Below are 17960 nucleotides of genomic sequence, written 5' to 3'. Positions count from 1 at the left end.
GGCATTACAGGTGAAATATAGCCTTTTCTTAATAGTAAATCAAAACTATAGTTGCTTCTTCAGCAGGTCTTTATGCTGTTCGTTTTTAGAAATATACTTTGCTACAACCGGGCAGGAGGCAATTACCAGCAGCCCGTTATCCCGGGCAAAGCAAAGGCCTTCCTCAATCAGTTGCTGCGCAATACCTTTCCCGCGCGCCGACTCAGGTACGTAGGTGTGCGTAAAATCTATTTCTTTCTCTGATGGTTTGGCGTAGGCCAGTTCCGCCTCTTCGTCGCCTTCCAGGGTAACTGTAAACTGCTGATATTTTTCTTCGTGTACGATCTTTACATCCATAATTAAGTGGTTTAGTGATGCAACTGTACGCAGCAGCCGCTTTTTGGGTAAGCAGCAACTATAAAACGAACCTGTTCAGCGTTTAAAAAAATCCGGTAAAATCGCCCTTGCTGTGTGTTTTCACCATAGACGTCAGGCTAAACATCGGTTATAGAAAATTAATGCTCTTTCGGACCTCCATGTCCGAAAGCACTCTGCCGGGGACTTCCAAGTCCCCGTAGCTTACCCTTGCTTTTATACGGACAAAGAAGTCCGCAGCAGATAAAGTTTCGGACACAGATGTCCGAAACAGCAATTTGTCCTTAGCCTGACGGCTAAGTGTTTTTACTAGCAAGCACTTTGTGGTGAGAGTAATGGCAGGTTCTGACACTTCAACCAAAAACTACGAGTATAGTTAAGCCAGGATCATTTTTATGTGGTCAATGCCATCCTCGTCGTACACATCACTGCTCTGCACAAACCCAAAGCTTTCGTAAAACTTTTTAGCATATAGTTGTGCCCCAATCTTTATTGGTCCGTTCCCGAAAAGTTTGCGGCATTCTTCAATAGAAAAATCCACCAACAGCTTGCCCACCCCTGTGCCGCGCACCGCCATACTGGTTACAATGCGGCCAATCGAAATTTCAGGGTAACTGACGCCGGGCGGCACCAGGCGCGAACAGGCAACGATCGTTTTATCATCGTAAAACAACACATGGTAACATTGCTGGTCCTTGTCATCCAGGTCCAGGAAAACGCAGTTCTGTTCTACCACAAATACATCGCTGCGCAAACGCAGCATGTCGTACAGTTCAGTATTGGTCAGTTCGTTAAAGTGTTTGCAGATTTTGGTGAGCGTCATTCGGTTATAGTTTATCGGAGTGCAAAGATAAGGCCTTTCCCGTTTTCAGCAGAAGTTTGTTTACTTAATGCAACGCCGGCTGTGTCAGCTTTGCTTCTAAACTTTAGCGGTAACAGCAACCAGGCATGCCTCAAACTATAGCCTGCTAACAAAGCACGTACTGCCCTGTTCCGGAAGCGCCTCCAATAGCCTGAAACCGCTGATTTTGCCCGGATTTAGAGTTAAATCAGAAACTATAGCTATATAGAGCAATAGCTTTCCTGCGGCTTACGTATGATAGGTTATGACCCTTAGCCAATTCAACACGCACTCTTCAGCTGCAAGGCTCGAAATTATCTGGGAGCTCGGCAATTTTCTGGCTTTCCGTGGCAGGCGGGGTTACCGGATTGCGCTGTATAATGTTGGTAGTTTTTTTGCAGAGATCTGGTATAACCCCAAAACAGAATACATAAGCCTGGTACGCGGTTTTGAAAGCAAAAAAGCCCTTGAGCCCTATGTTACCCAGATAAATCTGGTAGAAATGCTTGACCTGTAGCAGTCTTGCCAGGCAGGCTATTTAATCTGATTCTGTTCTGTTTTAAAAGCAATACATACGCTTTGTGATGAGAGTTTTTGCCCTTTTGTGGTGTAAGCATATAGGCTTTCCTAAAGAATGGTACTTAACCGTAATGGCATTGAAGAAAGAATTTACGGAAAATTAAAGATGAGAATTTGTTTTATTTTAGGTAAAACCTTGTAATTTCATGGTAAACGTGTTCTATCGCCTTTATGGATGTATCAAAAAATACCAGAATAGTTACCGAGGTACTACAGAACGATTTTGTCACTATTCTGCTGGATGATGCTAACATCCTGACCATCAAATGGGAACGGCAAATAGACTTTGAAGAGCGCAAGCAAATATTTTTATGGGGTTTAACGTATTCTGTCGGGAAAAACGTAAAAAACTGGCTTATAGATGACGAGCAAATCTATATTATCACCTCTCAGGAGCGCGAATGGGTGGTAAACGACTGGCCTCCGTTAGCAGCAGAAGCCGGCATAAAAAAAATAGCGGTTTTCTTACCCGAAGATCTCAGTAGCAGCCAGCTTACCTTAACTGATTTTACAGAACGTGCACAATCTCACTATGAGCGTTTGGGTGTAACGCAGCACGAGGTTTTTACCGATTACGACACAGCCCTAGTCTGGCTCAGGTCGTAACTATAGTTTTATAAAAGCGCAAACTATAGTTGCTGTATAAAAGCAAAAAAGCCCTGCAGATGAATTCTGCAGGGCCTTTCTATAGTTTGGGTTTGCTATTTCTTTGAGCTACCACTCGGCACCGGGAATCCACGGTCGCGCATCAGGGCATCTATTTTAGCATCACGGCCACGGAATGATCTGTATGCCTCGGCAGGGTCCATGGAGTTACGCGGCGCAAACAGGTATTTCACCAGTTTGGCAGCTACTTCCTGGTCATAGAATCCGCCCGGTGCCTCTTCAAAGGCCTCAGATGCATCAGAAGTTAACACATCAGCCCACAGGTAACCATAGTAGCCGGTTGCATAACCTTCGCCGGAGAATACGTGCCCGAAGTGCGGCGTGCGGTGACGCATCACCACTTCTTTTGGCATGTTCATCGCAGCCAGTGTCTCACGCTCAAACTTATCAGGGTCTAAGCCGTTCGGGTCTGCCAGGTGCAGTTTCATATCCATAATAGCGGATGCCAGGTACTCTGTAGTTTCAAAGCCCTGGTTAAACGTAGCTGCTTTTTTGATCTTGGCTACCAGGTCTGCAGGCATTGGTTTGCCTGTTTCATGGTGCTTCAGGAACTGGTTAATCACCTTGTCAGTAGACAACCAACGCTCCAGTAACTGCGACTGGAACTCGGTGTAATCTCTTACGCCGCTGTTCAGGGTTGGGTATTTTACGTTAGCTGACAGGAAGTGCAGCGCATGGCCAAACTCGTGGAAGAAGGTTGTCGCATCATCCCACGATACTAGTACAGGTTCGCCCGGCGCAGGCTTTACAAAGTTTGAGTTGTTGGATGCCAGTACTGTTTTCTTGCCATTAAAAGTAGTGTGAGCACGGTATGTTGTAGCCCATGCACCCGAGCGCTTGCCCTGGCGTGCAAACGGATCTAAATACCACAAGCCAATATGCTCGCCGGTCGTTTTATCCGTTACTTCCCATACTTTCACATCCTCCTGGAAAACCGGAACTTTGCCTGCCTCTACCGGCGTAAATTTAAAGTTAAACAACTCGCCGGCTGTAAAGAACATCGCCTGTGTCAGGTTGCCCAGTTCCAGGTACTGCTTTACTTCATCCGAGTTCAGGTCATATTTTTGCTTGCGCACTTTTTCGGCGTAGTAGCGGTAATCCCAGGGAGCTATCGTTATTTTGGTTTTGCTGGTAGCGTTGGCTACTTTCTGCATGTCGGCCACTTCTTCTTTTACGCGGGCAATAGCAGCAGGCCAAACGGCATTCATCAGCGCCATCGCATTTTCAGGGTTTTTAGCCATACGGTTTTGCAGGCGCCATTCCGCATAGTTGTCATAGCCCATCAGTTTTACGCGCTCGTTACGCAGCTTCAGTATTTTGGCAATGTTCTGGTTGTTGTCAGTTGCATCGCCGTTATCGCCACGCGAGTAGTAGGTGTTCCATACTTTTTCACGCAGGGCACGCTCATCCGAATAGGTCAGGAACTGGTCCATTGATGAACGGGTATTCAGCACTGCATATTTGCCTTCCTGTCCGCGATCTGCCGCCGCTTTCGCTGCCGATTTTACAAACGACTCCGGTAAGCCTTTCAGTTGGTCTTTGGTAAGGTAAGTTACATAGTTCTCTTCGTCGGCCAGGGTGTTGTTTCCGAAGGCAGTGTAAAGCGATGAAAGTTCTTTGTTGATCTCAGCATAACGCTTTTTTGCTTCCGGGCTCAGGTTGGCACCTTCCATGGCAAAGTTCTCATACACTAACTGCACTACGCGCTGCTGGTCTGCCGGTAACGGGTTTTTCTGGGCGTTATCGTAAACCGTTTTTATGCGCTGGAACAGTTTTTCGTTCTGAGAGATCTTAGAGCTGAACTCCGATATTTTAGGCGCCATCTCAGCCTGTATTGCTCTGAACTCCGGAGACGACACGTTGCTGCTCCAGATACCATAGTAGGTAAAAGCTCTGTTCAGTTCTTCGCCGGCACGTTCCATGGCTTCGATCGTATTCTCGAACGTAGCAGGAGCGGGGTTGTTGGCAATTGCCTCTATCTCAGCCAGGTTAAGGGCCATGCCACGCTCCATAGCAGGTTTCAGGTCTGCCAGGCTCATCTTGTCGAAGGCTGGTACGCCACCGTAAGGTCCTGTCCACTCCTTTAAAAGTGGGTTGGTTTCCGCTTTCTTCTGTTCCATAGCAGTGGTAGTTTGCTGCGATTGCTGCGTGGTGGTGGAGGTGCAGCTTGCCAGGGCGAGCACAGCCGCCAGACCGGTTACCTTCCCGGTTCTCAATATCTTGTTAGTCATAAATAGTAAAAAGTAAGTGTAGTCGAGCACGCGCAGGTACTCTGTAATTCAGCACAAGTTACAAAAAACGTGCAGAATTGTTTAATCATCAGCCTGGGCGTGTAACAACTAACTATAAGCGGAGCACGGTTATCAGCTGCTAAATTTATTTCAGGAATGACTTAGGTCATATGTGAGAGAGAAATAATTAAACACCTTTACCCGATTTTTTTAAATGTATGCAACAGACAAAATATAATCCCGCTATAGTTTGGTGGCTGAGCAGCGGTGTGGTCCTGATACTGGCGATGGTGATTATCGGTGGCATTACCCGGCTCACAGGTTCAGGGTTATCTATAGTGGAGTGGAATGTAATTTCGGGTACGCTGCCACCTTTAAACGAACAGGCCTGGCTGGCAGCTTTTGAAAAGTATAAACAGTTTCCTGAGTATCAGAAATTAAACTATAGCATGGACCTGGCAGGGTTTAAAAATATTTTCTGGTGGGAGTATGTGCACCGTTTGCTGGGGCGTATCATAGGGCTGGTATTTATAGTTCCGTTCCTTTATTTCTTCTCCAAAAAACAACTCACCGGGTGGCTGTTCAAAAGGCTGCTGTTTATTTTATTGCTTGGCATGTCCCAGGGGCTAATGGGGTGGGTAATGGTAAAAAGTGGACTGAGCGACAATCCGCATGTGAGCCACTACCGCCTAGCTGCACACCTGTTACTGGCCCTGTCTTTAATTGGCGTCATCCTCTGGACTATAGCTGACCTTACGATGGCTAAAAGGCGCTATGTTCCCGGCAACCTGGCTATAGTTTCCAAAATAGTATTGGCGGTCATTGTCATCCAGATCGTGCTGGGCGCTTTTGTGGCAGGCCTGAAAGCTGGCTTTTCGTTTAACACGTATCCGCTTATGGAAGGCGAGTTTTTCCCGGCTTATCTAAAAGGTGAGCTAACGCTCCTTAACTTCCTGGATAATGGTGTTACGGTACAGTTCATACACCGGTGGGTAGCTATAGTTGTGCTTTTAAGTGTAATTTACTTGTGGTATGTCAGCCGGTCTGCAAAGCTATTTCACAAACCTAAACAACTAGCGCACTTATTGCTTATTACTATTCTGGTACAGGTGGGCGTGGGCATTGCCACTTTGGTTTTAGCTGTACCGGTTCCCTTAGGAGTGCTACACCAGGTAGTAGCAGTTGCTCTCTTCTCTGTTGCTGTTCTGCTGGTTCATCAGTTATCAGGCAAGGCGGGGTTAGAGCAGGTGTAAGTTGAGTTTGGTAAAACCTGCTTATTACATATTTTTGTAATCACTGTATAAATTTATTATAGGAATTTTGCAGTAACATTTCTTTGGTATCACAGTATTCATATATTTCTAACTTAATAACTATGGATACGCGCGGGATTAATAATACAGACTTCATGGTGTCGGAAGAAGAGGATAAGTTGAAAGTGTTTAATGAAATAGCGCAAGAGCTTAAGGATAAAGGTTTTAATATAGATAAAGAAGACCAAGCCCGTCCGTGGGGCGGCTTTTTTGTGATTGATGAGAACCAGGCCCAGCGCTTTGCAGATACTTACTTTGATGGAATGTCTGTGGATGAGCTGCGAATTTCAGGCAAACTGAGCCCTAAGATACTGGTAGTAGCCCCCGAAAAAAGATTGTCATGGCAGTACCACCACCGCAGAGCGGAGATCTGGAAAGTAACACAGGGAACTGTGGGCGTTGTAACCAGCCAGACCGATGTGGAGGGCGAACTGAAAACCCTGAAAACCGGCGACCAGATAAAACTGAAACAAGGCGAACGCCACCGCCTGCTTGGCCTCAGCGACTGGGGCGTGCTGGCTGAGATATGGCAACATACAGATGCGGCAAACCCATCGGATGAAGATGATATTGTACGCGTACAGGACGATTTTGGCAGGTAATTCACACCTTCTTATTTTCTTTAAAGCAGAGGCCGCTAAACTATAGCGGCCTCTGCTTTTGATGTGTGGTTATATAAGTTTTAAACCTTACTTCTGCACCTCCAGTTTGACCGTCCTCCGGGTGCTGCCGCTGGTAAGGCGCACCAGGTACATGTCTTTGCTCAGACCGTCTGCCTGTAGCTCATGCTCATAGCGCTGACCACTTTGAGCTGATCCGGCGGCAATGCGCCTGACCATTGCTCCCTTAAGGTCATAAAGCTCGAGCGTGTACTCGGCGTCTTCGCTGCTGGTAAAGGCCAGGGTGGTCCGCTCAGAGAAAGCAGTCGGATAGGCTAAAAGTTCTGTCTGATCAGGAGTGGGTTCAACCATAAGAGCCGATTGAGAGCTCACGTTTTTGCCGCCGTAGCGGTGTATGACGATGTTGCCCCCGCCGATCGTTTGGCAAGCTTCCATGTTCTCATCCAGGTTAGTAGAGCAGCCTGTCTGGTTGTCGTATACCACAGCCCCGCGTGTGCCATCTTTCTGTATTTCCCAAACCAGAATGCGCAGCCTGTCATCCTCTTTGGCCTTGTCGAGCTGCCAGTCGGTGGCTGCTACCAGGAACATGAACTTCCTCGGATCAGTAACCAGCTTGCCCTTGTCGTCCCTATGCGATACCTTGCCTGTGCCGCGGTAGAAGGCTTGGTTACCGGAGATAACCAACGTGCGGGACTGCTGCGAAATGCTCCTGAAATAGAACGAGCCGTTTTCGAGCAGCAGCTGTGTTTCGCCCTGCAGCTGATTTTCCTCGCCTTTCTTGTATTTGCTCATCAGCCCGAAGTAAGCCTTGGTGCCCTGCTGCATAAACTCATACACACTATTGACTGGAGAAGTAATCCAGCCTCCGCCGGTGACAAAACCTGCTGCCGGGTCGTATATGTGCACGTATTTCGTGGTGTCTGTGGATGGGCAACCTGACTCACCTCCATAAGTCACACTCAGCTTGTACATATCAGGCTTGGAAGGCCAGTTGACTTTGATGATGTTAGTGCCCTGGCCAGTAAAGCTGGTGTAATCAGAACCATCGGAACCGGTGATGAGCCAGGTAAAGTAAGTAGCATTGGAATCCAAGAGAGAGTACACGAATCCTTTGGTCTTCACGGCAGCTGTAGTTTTGCCTTGGATGGCTGCGTCCGCTAAAGCAGGACACTGCTTCTGGCTGTACTTGATGGTAAGGAAGTCCGCACCGGTTCCGGTTTTAAAATCGTAGCTGTAGCCCGTAACAATGACATTGCCGTCCGGATCAAGAGCCAGGTCTCTCGCTTCGTCTTCCGGACCGTCTGTGTATAAATGCCAGAGCAGTTTGCCGTCTGTTGAGTTATATTTAAGGGTATTGAACACTCTACTGCTATAGTTCTCAACATAACTATAGCCAGTGACATAGACCCCACTTTGGTTGTCAATAGCGATTGCTTTTACATAGGCGTTGCTTTCCCCTTCAAAGCGCTGTACCCAATCCTGCTCCCCATTGGCGGAATTATATCGTACAGTAACATAATCTGAATCATAATCTGAGAACCATTCAAAACTGTTACCGGTAACGTAGACGCCTTGATCATCTACAGCTATACCTGTGGCATTGTAGCTGCTGTTATCTTCTCCTTTATATCTGCTAACCCATACCTCTTTGCCACTTATTGCCTCATAGCGAATGGTTGCGTAATCATCTTCACTGTTCGCATTGCCACTGCTGCCAGTGACAAAGACACTGCCCTTATTATCAATTGAAATAGCAACAGCCTTGTTATCGTTATAGCTATTTGCTCCATTGTAGCGGCTTGCCCAACTTTCGGTACCGTCCGAGGCATTGTAGCGTACGGTAACGTACTCTGTGCCGGAACCAACATAGCTATAGCCAGTTACGAAAACACCTCCTGTATTGTCAGCGACAATGTCTGCGCCTACAGCATTGCTATAGCGTTTGATCCACACTTGTTCTCCTGAGATAGCATTATACCGGATAGTAGCGAACTCCGAATTAGAATGATCTCCACTTATGCTATTGCCTATTATGTAAACGCCACCATCGCTATCAATGGCTATAGCTTTGGCTTCGTCAATTTCGTAGCTTCCTACCAAGCCATTATAACGATTTGCCCATATCTCATCGCCGGTTTCCGCGTCGTATCGGATAGTGATGAAGTTAGAGTCCTCTACGCTGGTCCAGTCATAGGTATAGCCCGTGACGTAAACACCACCTTTGTTATCAACGGCAATAGCTCGAGCAGTGCTTATAAAGCCTTTATCATAAACTTTTGCCCATAATTCTTCACCCTCCGGAGAATACTTAACTGTTACGATTTCTTCTGAGCTAGTACCTGTAATATAGCTGTTGCCTTCATTATCTATAGTAACAGCTATTGCTTCATCATTTTGGCTACCTATAGTGCTGTGCCGTGTAACCCATGCCTGCTCTCCAGTAGTAGCATTGTAACGGATAGTGGCATATCCTTGATTGCTGGTACCTGTAACGTATATTCCTCCTGCTTTGCCAACAACGATGGCAACCGGTATGTCAGACCTGTTGCCATTGTCGTATTGCTTGACCCAGATCTCTTCGCCTGTAGCAGCGTCGTAGCGAATTGTAGTGTAATCATTGTCACTAAAATAGTTGGAGTCACCTTTGGTAAAGCCAGTGACGTAGACGCCTCCAGTATTGTCAACAGCAATATCTTCTGCTTTACCATAACCATTACTCTTTTCATAATAACTGACCCATTTCCTCTCGCCCGAATTCACATCATATTGGATTGTAACGTAGCTTTCGTTTGATCCTCCAGCGTATCCATAACCTGTGATATAGATCCCTCCTTGATCATCTACAGCAATGGCATTGGGGAGCGCGCCTTCATAGAAACTGACCCATTTCGCTTCACCGGTTTTTGTGTCATAACGAACTAGAACCAGGCGTCCACCGCTGTTGCCTGTAACATATACATTGCCCTTATTGTCGACAGCAATGGACTTGCCTGTTGTAAATTGTAAACTTTTGTCTATTTGTGTTGTCCAGGCCTCTTCTCCTGAGGCTGCATCATAGCGGGTTGTGCTAATAAAGTTCCCTTCATCTTCACTCCAACTATTGCCTGTAACATATATCCCACCAGCATTGTCTACAGCTATAGCGTTGGGTGAATCAAAGCCTTTATTACTGTCATAGTAGCTAGCCCAGATTTCTCTACCTGTTGCAGCCTCAAAGCGAACGGTAGCGTAATCATAATCTTCTCCATATTTTTTCATGACTGAAAAACTAACGTAGACACTGCCTGTATTATCTATAGCTATATCTGCGCTGGGCATGATTATGTCATCATCGTTGCCTCCGGTATCCGAAATCCGGGCCCAAACCTGGTTCCCTGTAGAAGCTTCGTAGCGAATGGTTATATAATCGTATTTGACGTAGCTGGCTTCCTTATATGTGTACCCAATGACGTAGACGCCACCTGTGTTATCAACAGCGATAGCTATGGCTTCTGTCTGATTCAAGCTGTCATCTTCGTATGCTTTGACCCAGAGTTCCTCACCGGTTGGGGAGTATTTGATCGTTACAATATTGCGTCTTCCATAACCAGAACCGATGCTTGTGCCAATAACGTAGCTGTTGCCAGCTGCGTCCACTGCGATATCAACTGCAGTTTCAAAGAGGCTGTCTTGCCTGTCATACCGCTTTGCCCATTCTTCGGTAACTTGTTGTGCCGTAGCTGCAAGGCTAAAGAGGCAAAACAAAAACCCCAGCCATAAAGGTAATTTTTTATTCATAGCTGCTAAGTGTTGTTGTGTAAGTGTTTATTGATACAATCAAACGTATTACTCCTGCCAGAGTGGCAGGCAATTAGAGTGCCTTAGTTGATTGATAATGAATGCTTTAGTAGGTAAGGGCTTATAATAGAATACGTTTTAGTAAGTGTTAGGCTTTAAAAAAAATGTATTATAGAAATAAAAACTAGTATAGGTATGTTGCTTAAAGGTAAGAGTATTAAAACCTATGGGGAGTAAATTGGAATGACTTATACCGTTCTTGAGCGAACCGAAACGCGCTAACCTTCAGAAACAAAAAGCCAGAATCTATAGATCAACAACTTTGTAACTTCTGCACAAGGGAAGTTCAGGCTGTTTTATGGTAGGTACTTTCCCTAAAAACATACAATAACATTTAGGGTTATTTTAAAGGCATTAACAGACATAAATAACAAGCTGACTCTGGTTATGCCTTTAAATTACTTTGTCCTGTCATTTCTAATGCTATAAATCTGAATATTGGAAGTTTATGAGTGCAATTTGTTAATTTGCGGGTCTGTTGATCTTATTAGCCTGAATTTAACCACCCTAGATGAACATCCTTAGAAATTTAAAGATCAGAGATAAGCTGTTGCTGCTGCTCTCTCTGTTATTTTTTCCGCTTATATACTTTGTCGTTACTACGATCAGCATCGAGATAGAAGAGAACGAACAACTGAAGCAGGAAGCTATACAGCTGGAGAGGACTGAAAAATTATCAACGCTGATACATGCTTTTCAGAAAGAGCGGGCACGTATTCTGGTAGCAGCTAATGGCGATGCTGCGTTCCTGGTTGAGGCAAAATCACAACGACATTTAACAGATGCGGCAGAACGCGACCTGAAAGAGTTTTTGCTGGCTTCAGGATTAATGCTGCCCGAACTGTCTAAACTGGATGAAATCAGAAGATACCGTAACGACCTGGACCAAAAGAAGCTGGATGTTGCAGATTTCAGGCAGTATTCTACTGATTTGATCTTTGATTTTCTGAACAGGATGGATGCAACTTCAGGAAGCGTTCGTAATCTGGCGATCGGAAAGCAGCTAACAAGTTTCAAAGATCTGGCGGAGGCCAAGATACAACTGGCCAGGATCAGAAGCCTGCTGATGATGGCTATTCAGGAGAAGGGTTTTTCGTACAAGAACTTTGCGCAACTGCACAGCCAGTACACATTCTATGAAACATCTCTGGAGGATTTTGCAAGATATGCGGATGCGACGTCTCTAGCAGATGTGCAAAAGATTGTGGCTTCTGAGAACTATAAAAAAGTGTTAGGAATTGTGCAGGACATCGAGGAGAATCCCAATCTTGACCTGTCAAACTATAGCACTACAACTGCCTTTAATTTATTTACCAGAAGTATAGAAGACTTTAGAGTAGCAGAAATGCAGCTCATAGGTAGAATTAAGGAACAGGTAAATCAAGAGATCGTTCAGAAAGAGCAGACCATGACGCTACTAGTGATCGGGATGCTGCTTATACTCGGCCTTACAGGTTTACTTTCATTTTACATCATCAATCTTATATCAAACTCGCTCTCTATACTTAAAACGGCTGCCGACCGCATTAAACTGGGCGCTACAGATGTAACTATAGATATTAACAGCAGGGATGAAATTGGCAGTGTGGCTTCGTCTTTCCGGGGTGTACTGAATAAAACGGTTTCACTGTCGCAGGTGGCACAGGCCATAGGGCAGGGCAGGTACGATGTGGAAGTGGCGGTGCAGAGCGAGGAAGATGTGCTGAGCTACGCCATCAGGGACATGAAGGATAACCTGCAAACCTTCACGACAGAAAATGCCAACCGTAACTGGGTACTGACAGGCGTGGCCGAGCTTAGTAACCTGATGGGTGGCGAAGATTCCCTGGAAAGAGTGTCATCGCTTGCGCTTTCCTATCTCTGCAACTATACCGATTCTGATACTGGTGTACTATACTTACACAACGATGCAGGAAAACTACAGCCGGTTGCCGGTTATGGCGTGCAACAGAACAAAGACCAACTTCCTTCTTTCGAGATCGGCAATGGAAAAGTAGGGCAGGCCGTTAAGGAACGAAAAGTAAAAGTACTGGAGCAGGTGCCGGAGGAATATCTGCGCATCCGGACAGGTCTTTCAGATATCGAACCTGCGACTGTAATTATTCTGCCGCTATACTTTGGCAATACTATAGTCGGAGCGTTGGAGCTTGCCTCTCGTCAGGCTTACAACGAGGTGAAGCGCCGCCTGCTCGACTCTGCCGCCGAACGCATTTCGGTACTGATCTTTACCTTAAAAGCACACCTGCAAACACAGGAACTGCTTTACGAAACACAGAGCCAGGCCGAAGAACTGGAAACACAGCAGGAAGAGCTACGCCAGCTGAATGCCGAACTGAAAGCATCGGAAGAAGAGCTGCGTGTAAACCAGGAAGAGCTGCAGGAAAAGAACGCCGAACTGGAGGAGAAAGCACAGCTGCTGGAAGAACAGTACGAAGCCCTGAGTGGTAAGAACAAAGCGCTGGAAGATGCCCGTGAAGCCATTGAACTGAAGATACAGCAGGTTGAAACGGTGAGCAAGTATAAGAGTGATTTCCTGGCCAACATGAGCCACGAATTGCGCACGCCGCTAAACTCTATACTTATCCTTTCGAGGTTGCTTGCCGATAATACCGAGAACACCTTATCTACAAAACAGATCGACCATGCCCAGATCATTCACAAATCCGGTAACGACCTGCTGAAACTGATAAACGAAATACTGGACCTGTCGAAGATAGAGTCGGGTATGATTAAGCTGGAGACGGACGAAGTGAAACTGGAAGACCTTTCGATGGAGCCGATGTTCCGCGAAATGGCTGCCAAAAAGAAGATTCATTTTAAAGAAACATACACGCCGGGCAGTTTCGATACTATAGTTACAGACCGTTTCCGGTTAGAGCAGATCCTGAAGAATTTCATCGGCAATGCCATGAAGTTTACAGAGCAGGGCGGCGAAGTGGAACTGGCCATTTACCCGGTTACAAGCAGGCCTAAATTCAGGTCGGAGCAATTGCGTGAGCAAACAGATATCGTAGCTTTTGCGGTGCGCGATACAGGTATAGGCATCCCAAAAGAGAAACAGGATGTGGTATTCGAGGCCTTCCAGCAGGCAGATACATCCACGACGCGCAAGTATGGCGGAACCGGCCTGGGGCTAACTATAAGCAAAGAATTGGCAACCTTACTTGGCGGTGAAGTTATACTTGAAAGTGAGCCGGGCAAAGGCAGTACCTTTACCTTATACCTGCCAAGAGTGCCCCAAACGCTAACAGCCAAACAACCGGAACTGACCAGGAGAGTTGAAGCAACCAGTTTTGCAACACCTAACAGGCAGGAAAGTAAACTGGATGGCCTGGATCAGGTATTCCACAAAATGGAGCAGCAAGGTAAGAAAGATATCTCTGTACTGATCGTGGAAGACGACAAAGGCTTTAGTGATATTTTGGCTGATTTTGCTGCCGCCAAAAACTTTAAAGTACACCAGGCCTATACCGGAAGCGATGGTCTTAAACTGGCCCGCCAAACCAAGCCCGATGCCATGCTGCTCGATATTCAGTTGCCGGATGTAAGTGGCTGGGATGTGCTGCGACAGGTGCGGGATGATAAAGAGCTGCGCCACATAAACGTACACGTCATGTCGGCTTACGACAAGGAGGTGATAGGCGAACATGGCAATAATGAAGAGTATCTGCCAAAACCGGTTACACTTGAAATGCTTAACAAAGCCTTCACCTCTATCTCTACTGCGTCCGGGGCGTCTATCGAGAACATCCTGACCGTGGAAGATAATGAGATCGAGAACAGGGCTGTATCTGAACTATTGCTGGCGCATGGCCTTAAATCTACTTCGGCTTACTCTGCCGAAGAAGCGGAACAGGTACTGGCCAAACAGAAAGTGGATTGCATAATACTTGACCTCAACCTGCCGGGCATGAAAGGCTACGACTGGATGAAAAAGATCAAATCGCAGACCGGGCTTTCTGATATTCCGATCATCATCTATTCGGGTAAAGACCTGAACGAGGAAGAAGAAACTGCCCTCAAGGAATTTGCTAACACCATCATCATTAAAAACGAATACTCATACCTGCGTTTGCTGGATGAAGTACAGCTGTTCCTGCACAAGGTAAACCAGAAGCTGCCGTCGGGCAAGGAGTTTAAGATGAAGCTGCACGTGCCGGAAGAAGTGCTGCGTGATAAGAAAGTGCTGGTAGTTGACGATGATGTGCGCAATATTTACTCGCTGAGCAGCCTGCTGGAACTGCACGGCATGGAGGTGGTAGTGGCCTACGATGGCAAAGAGGCATTACAGAAGCTAGAATTGGAGAAGGGTGTTGACATAGTACTGATGGATGTGATGATGCCGGAAATGGACGGTATAGAAGCAACAAAACGAATCAGGGCTATTTCTCGTTTTAAGCAGCTGCCAATAATAGCGCTAACCGCGAAAGCCATGAAAGAAGACAAGGAGAAGTGCCTGGAAGCAGGTGCCTCAGATTATATACCTAAACCAGTAGATACCGACAAGTTACTCACCTTAATGCGGGTATGGCTGTATGAAGCTTGAGAACGAAGCGCATTTTGAGCAGGACGTAGAGGAGCTTATCAAAGAGATACATACACAGTACGGGTATGATTTCAGTGGGTATGCGCGGGCATCGGTGTACCGAAGGATAAAACGGTTTCTGTCTCAGAAGCACTTAACCTCAATGGAAGCCTTGCGGAAAGAACTATTCTCGGACAGCTATTTTTTTGAGAATTTCCTGCAGGAGATCACCGTGAATGTTACCGAGATGTTCCGTGACCCATCGTTCTTCCTGTCATTGCGCGAGAATGTGTTGCCTATTTTGAGTACGTATCCGTTTATTAAGATCTGGGATGCGGGTTGTTCTAGCGGCGAAGAGCTTTTCTCGCTGGCTATACTTTTAAAAGAAGAAGGACTGCTGGACCGTACCAAGATCTACGCAACCGATATAAACCAGAAAGTACTGAAACAGGCAAAAGCAGGTATATTTTCGGCAGCTAACATGCCGAATTATACGGCAGGTTATTATGCAGCCGGCGGTAAACAGGAGTTTTCGAGCTACTACAGCAGCAACTATGGCAGCGTAAAGTTCGACTCGTCGCTGGTAAAAAATGTGGTCATCTACCCACATAACCTGGCCACCGATTTCTCATTTAATGAGTTTCACCTGATCCTGTGCCGCAACGTGCTGATCTACTTTACCCGGGAACTACAGGAGCGGGTGTTCAAACTTTTTGATGAGAGTATGGTTGGTTTAGGCTACCTGGCGCTTGGCAAAAAAGAGACTTTGGCTATGTCGGGAATAAGCAGCGACTATAATTTTGTAGACAAGAATAACCGGATTTACCGCAAGATCAACTGATGGAAACAGCTACCAAAGTTATTGTGATGGGAGGCTCCTGGGGCGGCATTCAGGCTTCGGTAACTATACTGAAGGCGCTGCCGGCCAACTATAGCATACCCATTATACTGGTGCTGCACCGCTTGCGTAACCATGACGGAAACCTGCAGGATGTGTTTAAGCATAAAATTACCCTGAAAGTAGTAGAGGTAGAGGACAAGGAAATGCTTGCCCCGGGCCATGTATACCTGGCACCCTCCAACTACCATGTGCTCCTGGAAAAAGACCATTCCTTTTCGCTGGATGACTCGGAACTTGAAAATTATTCGCGGCCATCGATAGATGTTACCTTTACCAGCGCGGCTGACGTATTTGCCCGTAACACAGTAGGTGTACTATTAAGTGGAGCCAGCAAAGACGGAAGTTCGGGATTAAAGCATATCTTTGAAAAACAAGGTACTGTGATCGTACAGGACCCGGATGAGGCTGAAATTGAAACCATGCCTTTAGCAGCTATCGAAACTATACCTGGCTGCACTGTCATGAAGTTAGATCAAATACAAGCATTTTTACTTTCCTTACATGATCGCTGATCAACATCTTACTCCTTTGGCTTTAGAATCTGGCTTGCATCAGGTTAAGATTCTGTTGGTGGATGACAAGGCAGAAAACCTGGTTAGCCTGGAGAGCTTACTTTCGAAGGAAGATGAAAATATTACCTATCTTTTTGCTAATTCCGGCGAAGAGGCCTTGAAAATAGCGTTACAGGACGAGCTTGCCCTGATACTGCTGGATGTGCAGATGCCGGGCATGAACGGCTATGAAGTGGCTCGTTACCTGCGCGATATTTCTAAAACAAGGGATATCCCGATCATTTTTGTAACAGCTATTAACGAGCAGGATGCCCACGTAATTGAAGGCTTTGAGGCCGGTGCTGTCGATTTCCTTTTCAAGCCCCTGCACCCGTACATCACTAAAGCCAAGGTATCTACTTTTGTAAAGTTTTACCTGCAGAAGAAAGAGCTGGAGAAAGTAAATAGGCGTACACTGGAGATAAATCAGGAACTGGAAGAGCGTGTGAAAGAGCGCACCAAAGAGCTTACCCGTGTAAATAAGGACCTCGATAATTTTGTTTATACCGCCTCGCACGACCTGAAAGCCCCTATCAATAACATAGAAGGTCTGATGAAGGCGCTGCACGAAACGCTCCAGGAAAAAGACCTTGAACTGTCGGATGTAACGCCAATTATAGATATGATCAACGACTCGGTGCGCCGCTTTAAAAACACCTTGCTGGACCTGACAGAAGTTGCCAAAGTGCAGTATGAAGAAGCCGCCGGAAGAGATACCGCCAATTTTAAAGAGATACTCGAAGACGTAAAACTGAACATCAAAGACCTGATAAAGGGGTATGAAGCTACTATAGTTGACGATTTCTCGCAGGTACCGGAAATGCTGTTTTCTAAAAAGAACCTGCGTAGTATTATCTACAACCTGGTTTCTAACTCCATAAAGTATAGTTCTCCAGACCGCAAACCTGAAATAAAAGTAACTGCCACACCTGTAGAAAGCGGCGTGTTGCTAACCGTGCAGGACAATGGCCTTGGCCTTAAAAAAGAAGATCAGGCAAAAGTATTTGACATGTTCAAGCGCCTGCACTCGCATGTGGATGGCACCGGTGTTGGTCTGGCTATAGTGAAGCGCATTGTAGAGAACTGCGACGGGCATATAGAATTTGAAAGCGACCTGGGTAAAGGCTCTGTTTTCCGCATTTATTTAAAGTAACTACCTTAGGCTATAGTTGCCGGCAAAGAAAAGTACGGCCTACTTATAGTTATGAACTCCATAAAACTTAGCGCTTACTACAGGCTTTATGCTTTCCCGGATTACCAGAGTATGCAGGCCGGGAAGCGGTATTTGCAGCGTGTGGTACTGGCAAAAGCGCTGACCGAAGTGCAGGAGAAAGAAGTACGCACTTACCTGCAACGTACTAACCCGGGCGGGTATATAAATTACTTACAGCCACTGCATACGCCTCCATATTACTTTTCCGCTGACAGGTCCTTTATTTCGGCACTGCAGTTACTTTACAAAAGCAACGGTTACTCGGCCAGGTATATCGTGGTAGAACGGGTGTAAGCTGTTTAAATCATTCTTAAAACAATAGATTCAAA

The 17960-nt window shown here is 46.1% G+C and carries 13 protein-coding genes; 9 read left to right on the top strand and 4 right to left on the bottom strand.

Annotated elements, in window-relative coordinates; translation table 11 throughout:
- Window positions 1-45 precede the first annotated feature (45 nt).
- Window positions 46-336, bottom strand: a complete 291-nt coding sequence (locus GSQ66_RS09395) for a GNAT family N-acetyltransferase (protein WP_162427237.1) — start codon at window positions 334-336, stop codon at window positions 46-48.
- 394 nt (window positions 337-730) lie between these two features.
- Window positions 731-1177, bottom strand: a complete 447-nt coding sequence (locus tag GSQ66_RS09390) for a GNAT family N-acetyltransferase (protein ID WP_162427236.1) — start codon at window positions 1175-1177, stop codon at window positions 731-733.
- A 283-nt stretch (window positions 1178-1460) separates the two neighbouring features.
- Here GSQ66_RS09390 and GSQ66_RS09385 point away from each other — a divergent pair, with 283 nt between their 5' ends.
- Together GSQ66_RS09385 and GSQ66_RS09380 are read left to right on the top strand one after the other, a co-directional pair.
- On the top strand, window positions 1461-1712 hold the full coding sequence (locus GSQ66_RS09385; RefSeq protein ID WP_162427235.1) for a hypothetical protein: 252 nt from the start codon (window positions 1461-1463) through the stop codon (window positions 1710-1712).
- Window positions 1713-1945: 233 nt separating this feature from the next.
- Window positions 1946-2380 carry a hypothetical protein gene (locus GSQ66_RS09380; protein ID WP_162427234.1) on the top strand — a complete coding sequence of 145 codons (435 nt, stop codon included), beginning with the start codon at window positions 1946-1948 and terminating at the stop codon, window positions 2378-2380.
- Between the two features lie 95 nt (window positions 2381-2475).
- On the opposite strand, the gene GSQ66_RS09375 is transcribed toward GSQ66_RS09380, so the two are convergent.
- Complete coding sequence (locus GSQ66_RS09375) at window positions 2476-4671, bottom strand: M3 family metallopeptidase (protein WP_162427233.1); 2196 nt, start codon at window positions 4669-4671, stop codon at window positions 2476-2478.
- A gap of 218 nt (window positions 4672-4889) precedes the next feature.
- Between GSQ66_RS09375 and GSQ66_RS09370 the strand changes: the two genes are divergently transcribed.
- Together GSQ66_RS09370 and GSQ66_RS09365 are read left to right on the top strand one after the other, a co-directional pair.
- Window positions 4890-5924 (top strand): COX15/CtaA family protein, encoded by a 1035-nt coding sequence (locus tag GSQ66_RS09370; RefSeq protein ID WP_162427232.1) that lies wholly within the window; start codon window positions 4890-4892, stop codon window positions 5922-5924.
- 122 nt (window positions 5925-6046) lie between these two features.
- Window positions 6047-6586, top strand: a complete 540-nt coding sequence (locus GSQ66_RS09365; protein WP_394351412.1) for a cupin domain-containing protein — start codon at window positions 6047-6049, stop codon at window positions 6584-6586.
- Between the two features lie 87 nt (window positions 6587-6673).
- On the opposite strand, the gene GSQ66_RS09360 is transcribed toward GSQ66_RS09365, so the two are convergent.
- Window positions 6674-10348 carry an SBBP repeat-containing protein gene (locus tag GSQ66_RS09360; protein ID WP_162427231.1) on the bottom strand — a complete coding sequence of 1225 codons (3675 nt, stop codon included), beginning with the start codon at window positions 10346-10348 and terminating at the stop codon, window positions 6674-6676.
- 604 nt (window positions 10349-10952) lie between these two features.
- Here GSQ66_RS09360 and GSQ66_RS09355 point away from each other — a divergent pair.
- Genes GSQ66_RS09355 through GSQ66_RS09335 form a run of 5 tightly spaced genes read left to right on the top strand, consistent with a single transcriptional unit; the run spans window position 10953 to window position 17925 of the window.
- On the top strand, window positions 10953-14987 hold the full coding sequence (locus tag GSQ66_RS09355; RefSeq protein WP_162427230.1) for a response regulator: 4035 nt from the start codon (window positions 10953-10955) through the stop codon (window positions 14985-14987).
- A complete protein-coding gene (locus tag GSQ66_RS09350; protein ID WP_162427229.1) occupies window positions 14977-15807 on the top strand; it encodes a CheR family methyltransferase in 831 nt (276 codons plus the stop codon). Before GSQ66_RS09355 ends, GSQ66_RS09350 begins: the two co-directional genes overlap by 11 nt.
- Entirely contained in the window at window positions 15807-16379 is a 573-nt protein-coding gene (locus GSQ66_RS09345) for a chemotaxis protein CheB (RefSeq protein WP_162427228.1), read from the top strand. The genes GSQ66_RS09350 and GSQ66_RS09345 overlap by 1 nt, the downstream gene beginning before the upstream one ends.
- A complete protein-coding gene (locus GSQ66_RS09340; RefSeq protein WP_162427227.1) occupies window positions 16369-17571 on the top strand; it encodes a sensor histidine kinase in 1203 nt (400 codons plus the stop codon). Before GSQ66_RS09345 ends, GSQ66_RS09340 begins: the two co-directional genes overlap by 11 nt.
- Before the next feature lie 51 nt (window positions 17572-17622).
- Entirely contained in the window at window positions 17623-17925 is a 303-nt protein-coding gene (locus GSQ66_RS09335) for a hypothetical protein (protein WP_162427226.1), read from the top strand.
- The last annotated feature ends 35 nt before the right edge of the window (window positions 17926-17960 follow it).

The organism is Pontibacter pudoricolor (assembly GCF_010092985.1).
Taxonomy (GTDB): Bacteria; Bacteroidota; Bacteroidia; order Cytophagales; family Hymenobacteraceae; genus Pontibacter; species Pontibacter pudoricolor.
This window is presented reverse-complemented; position numbering and strand designations above follow the sequence as displayed.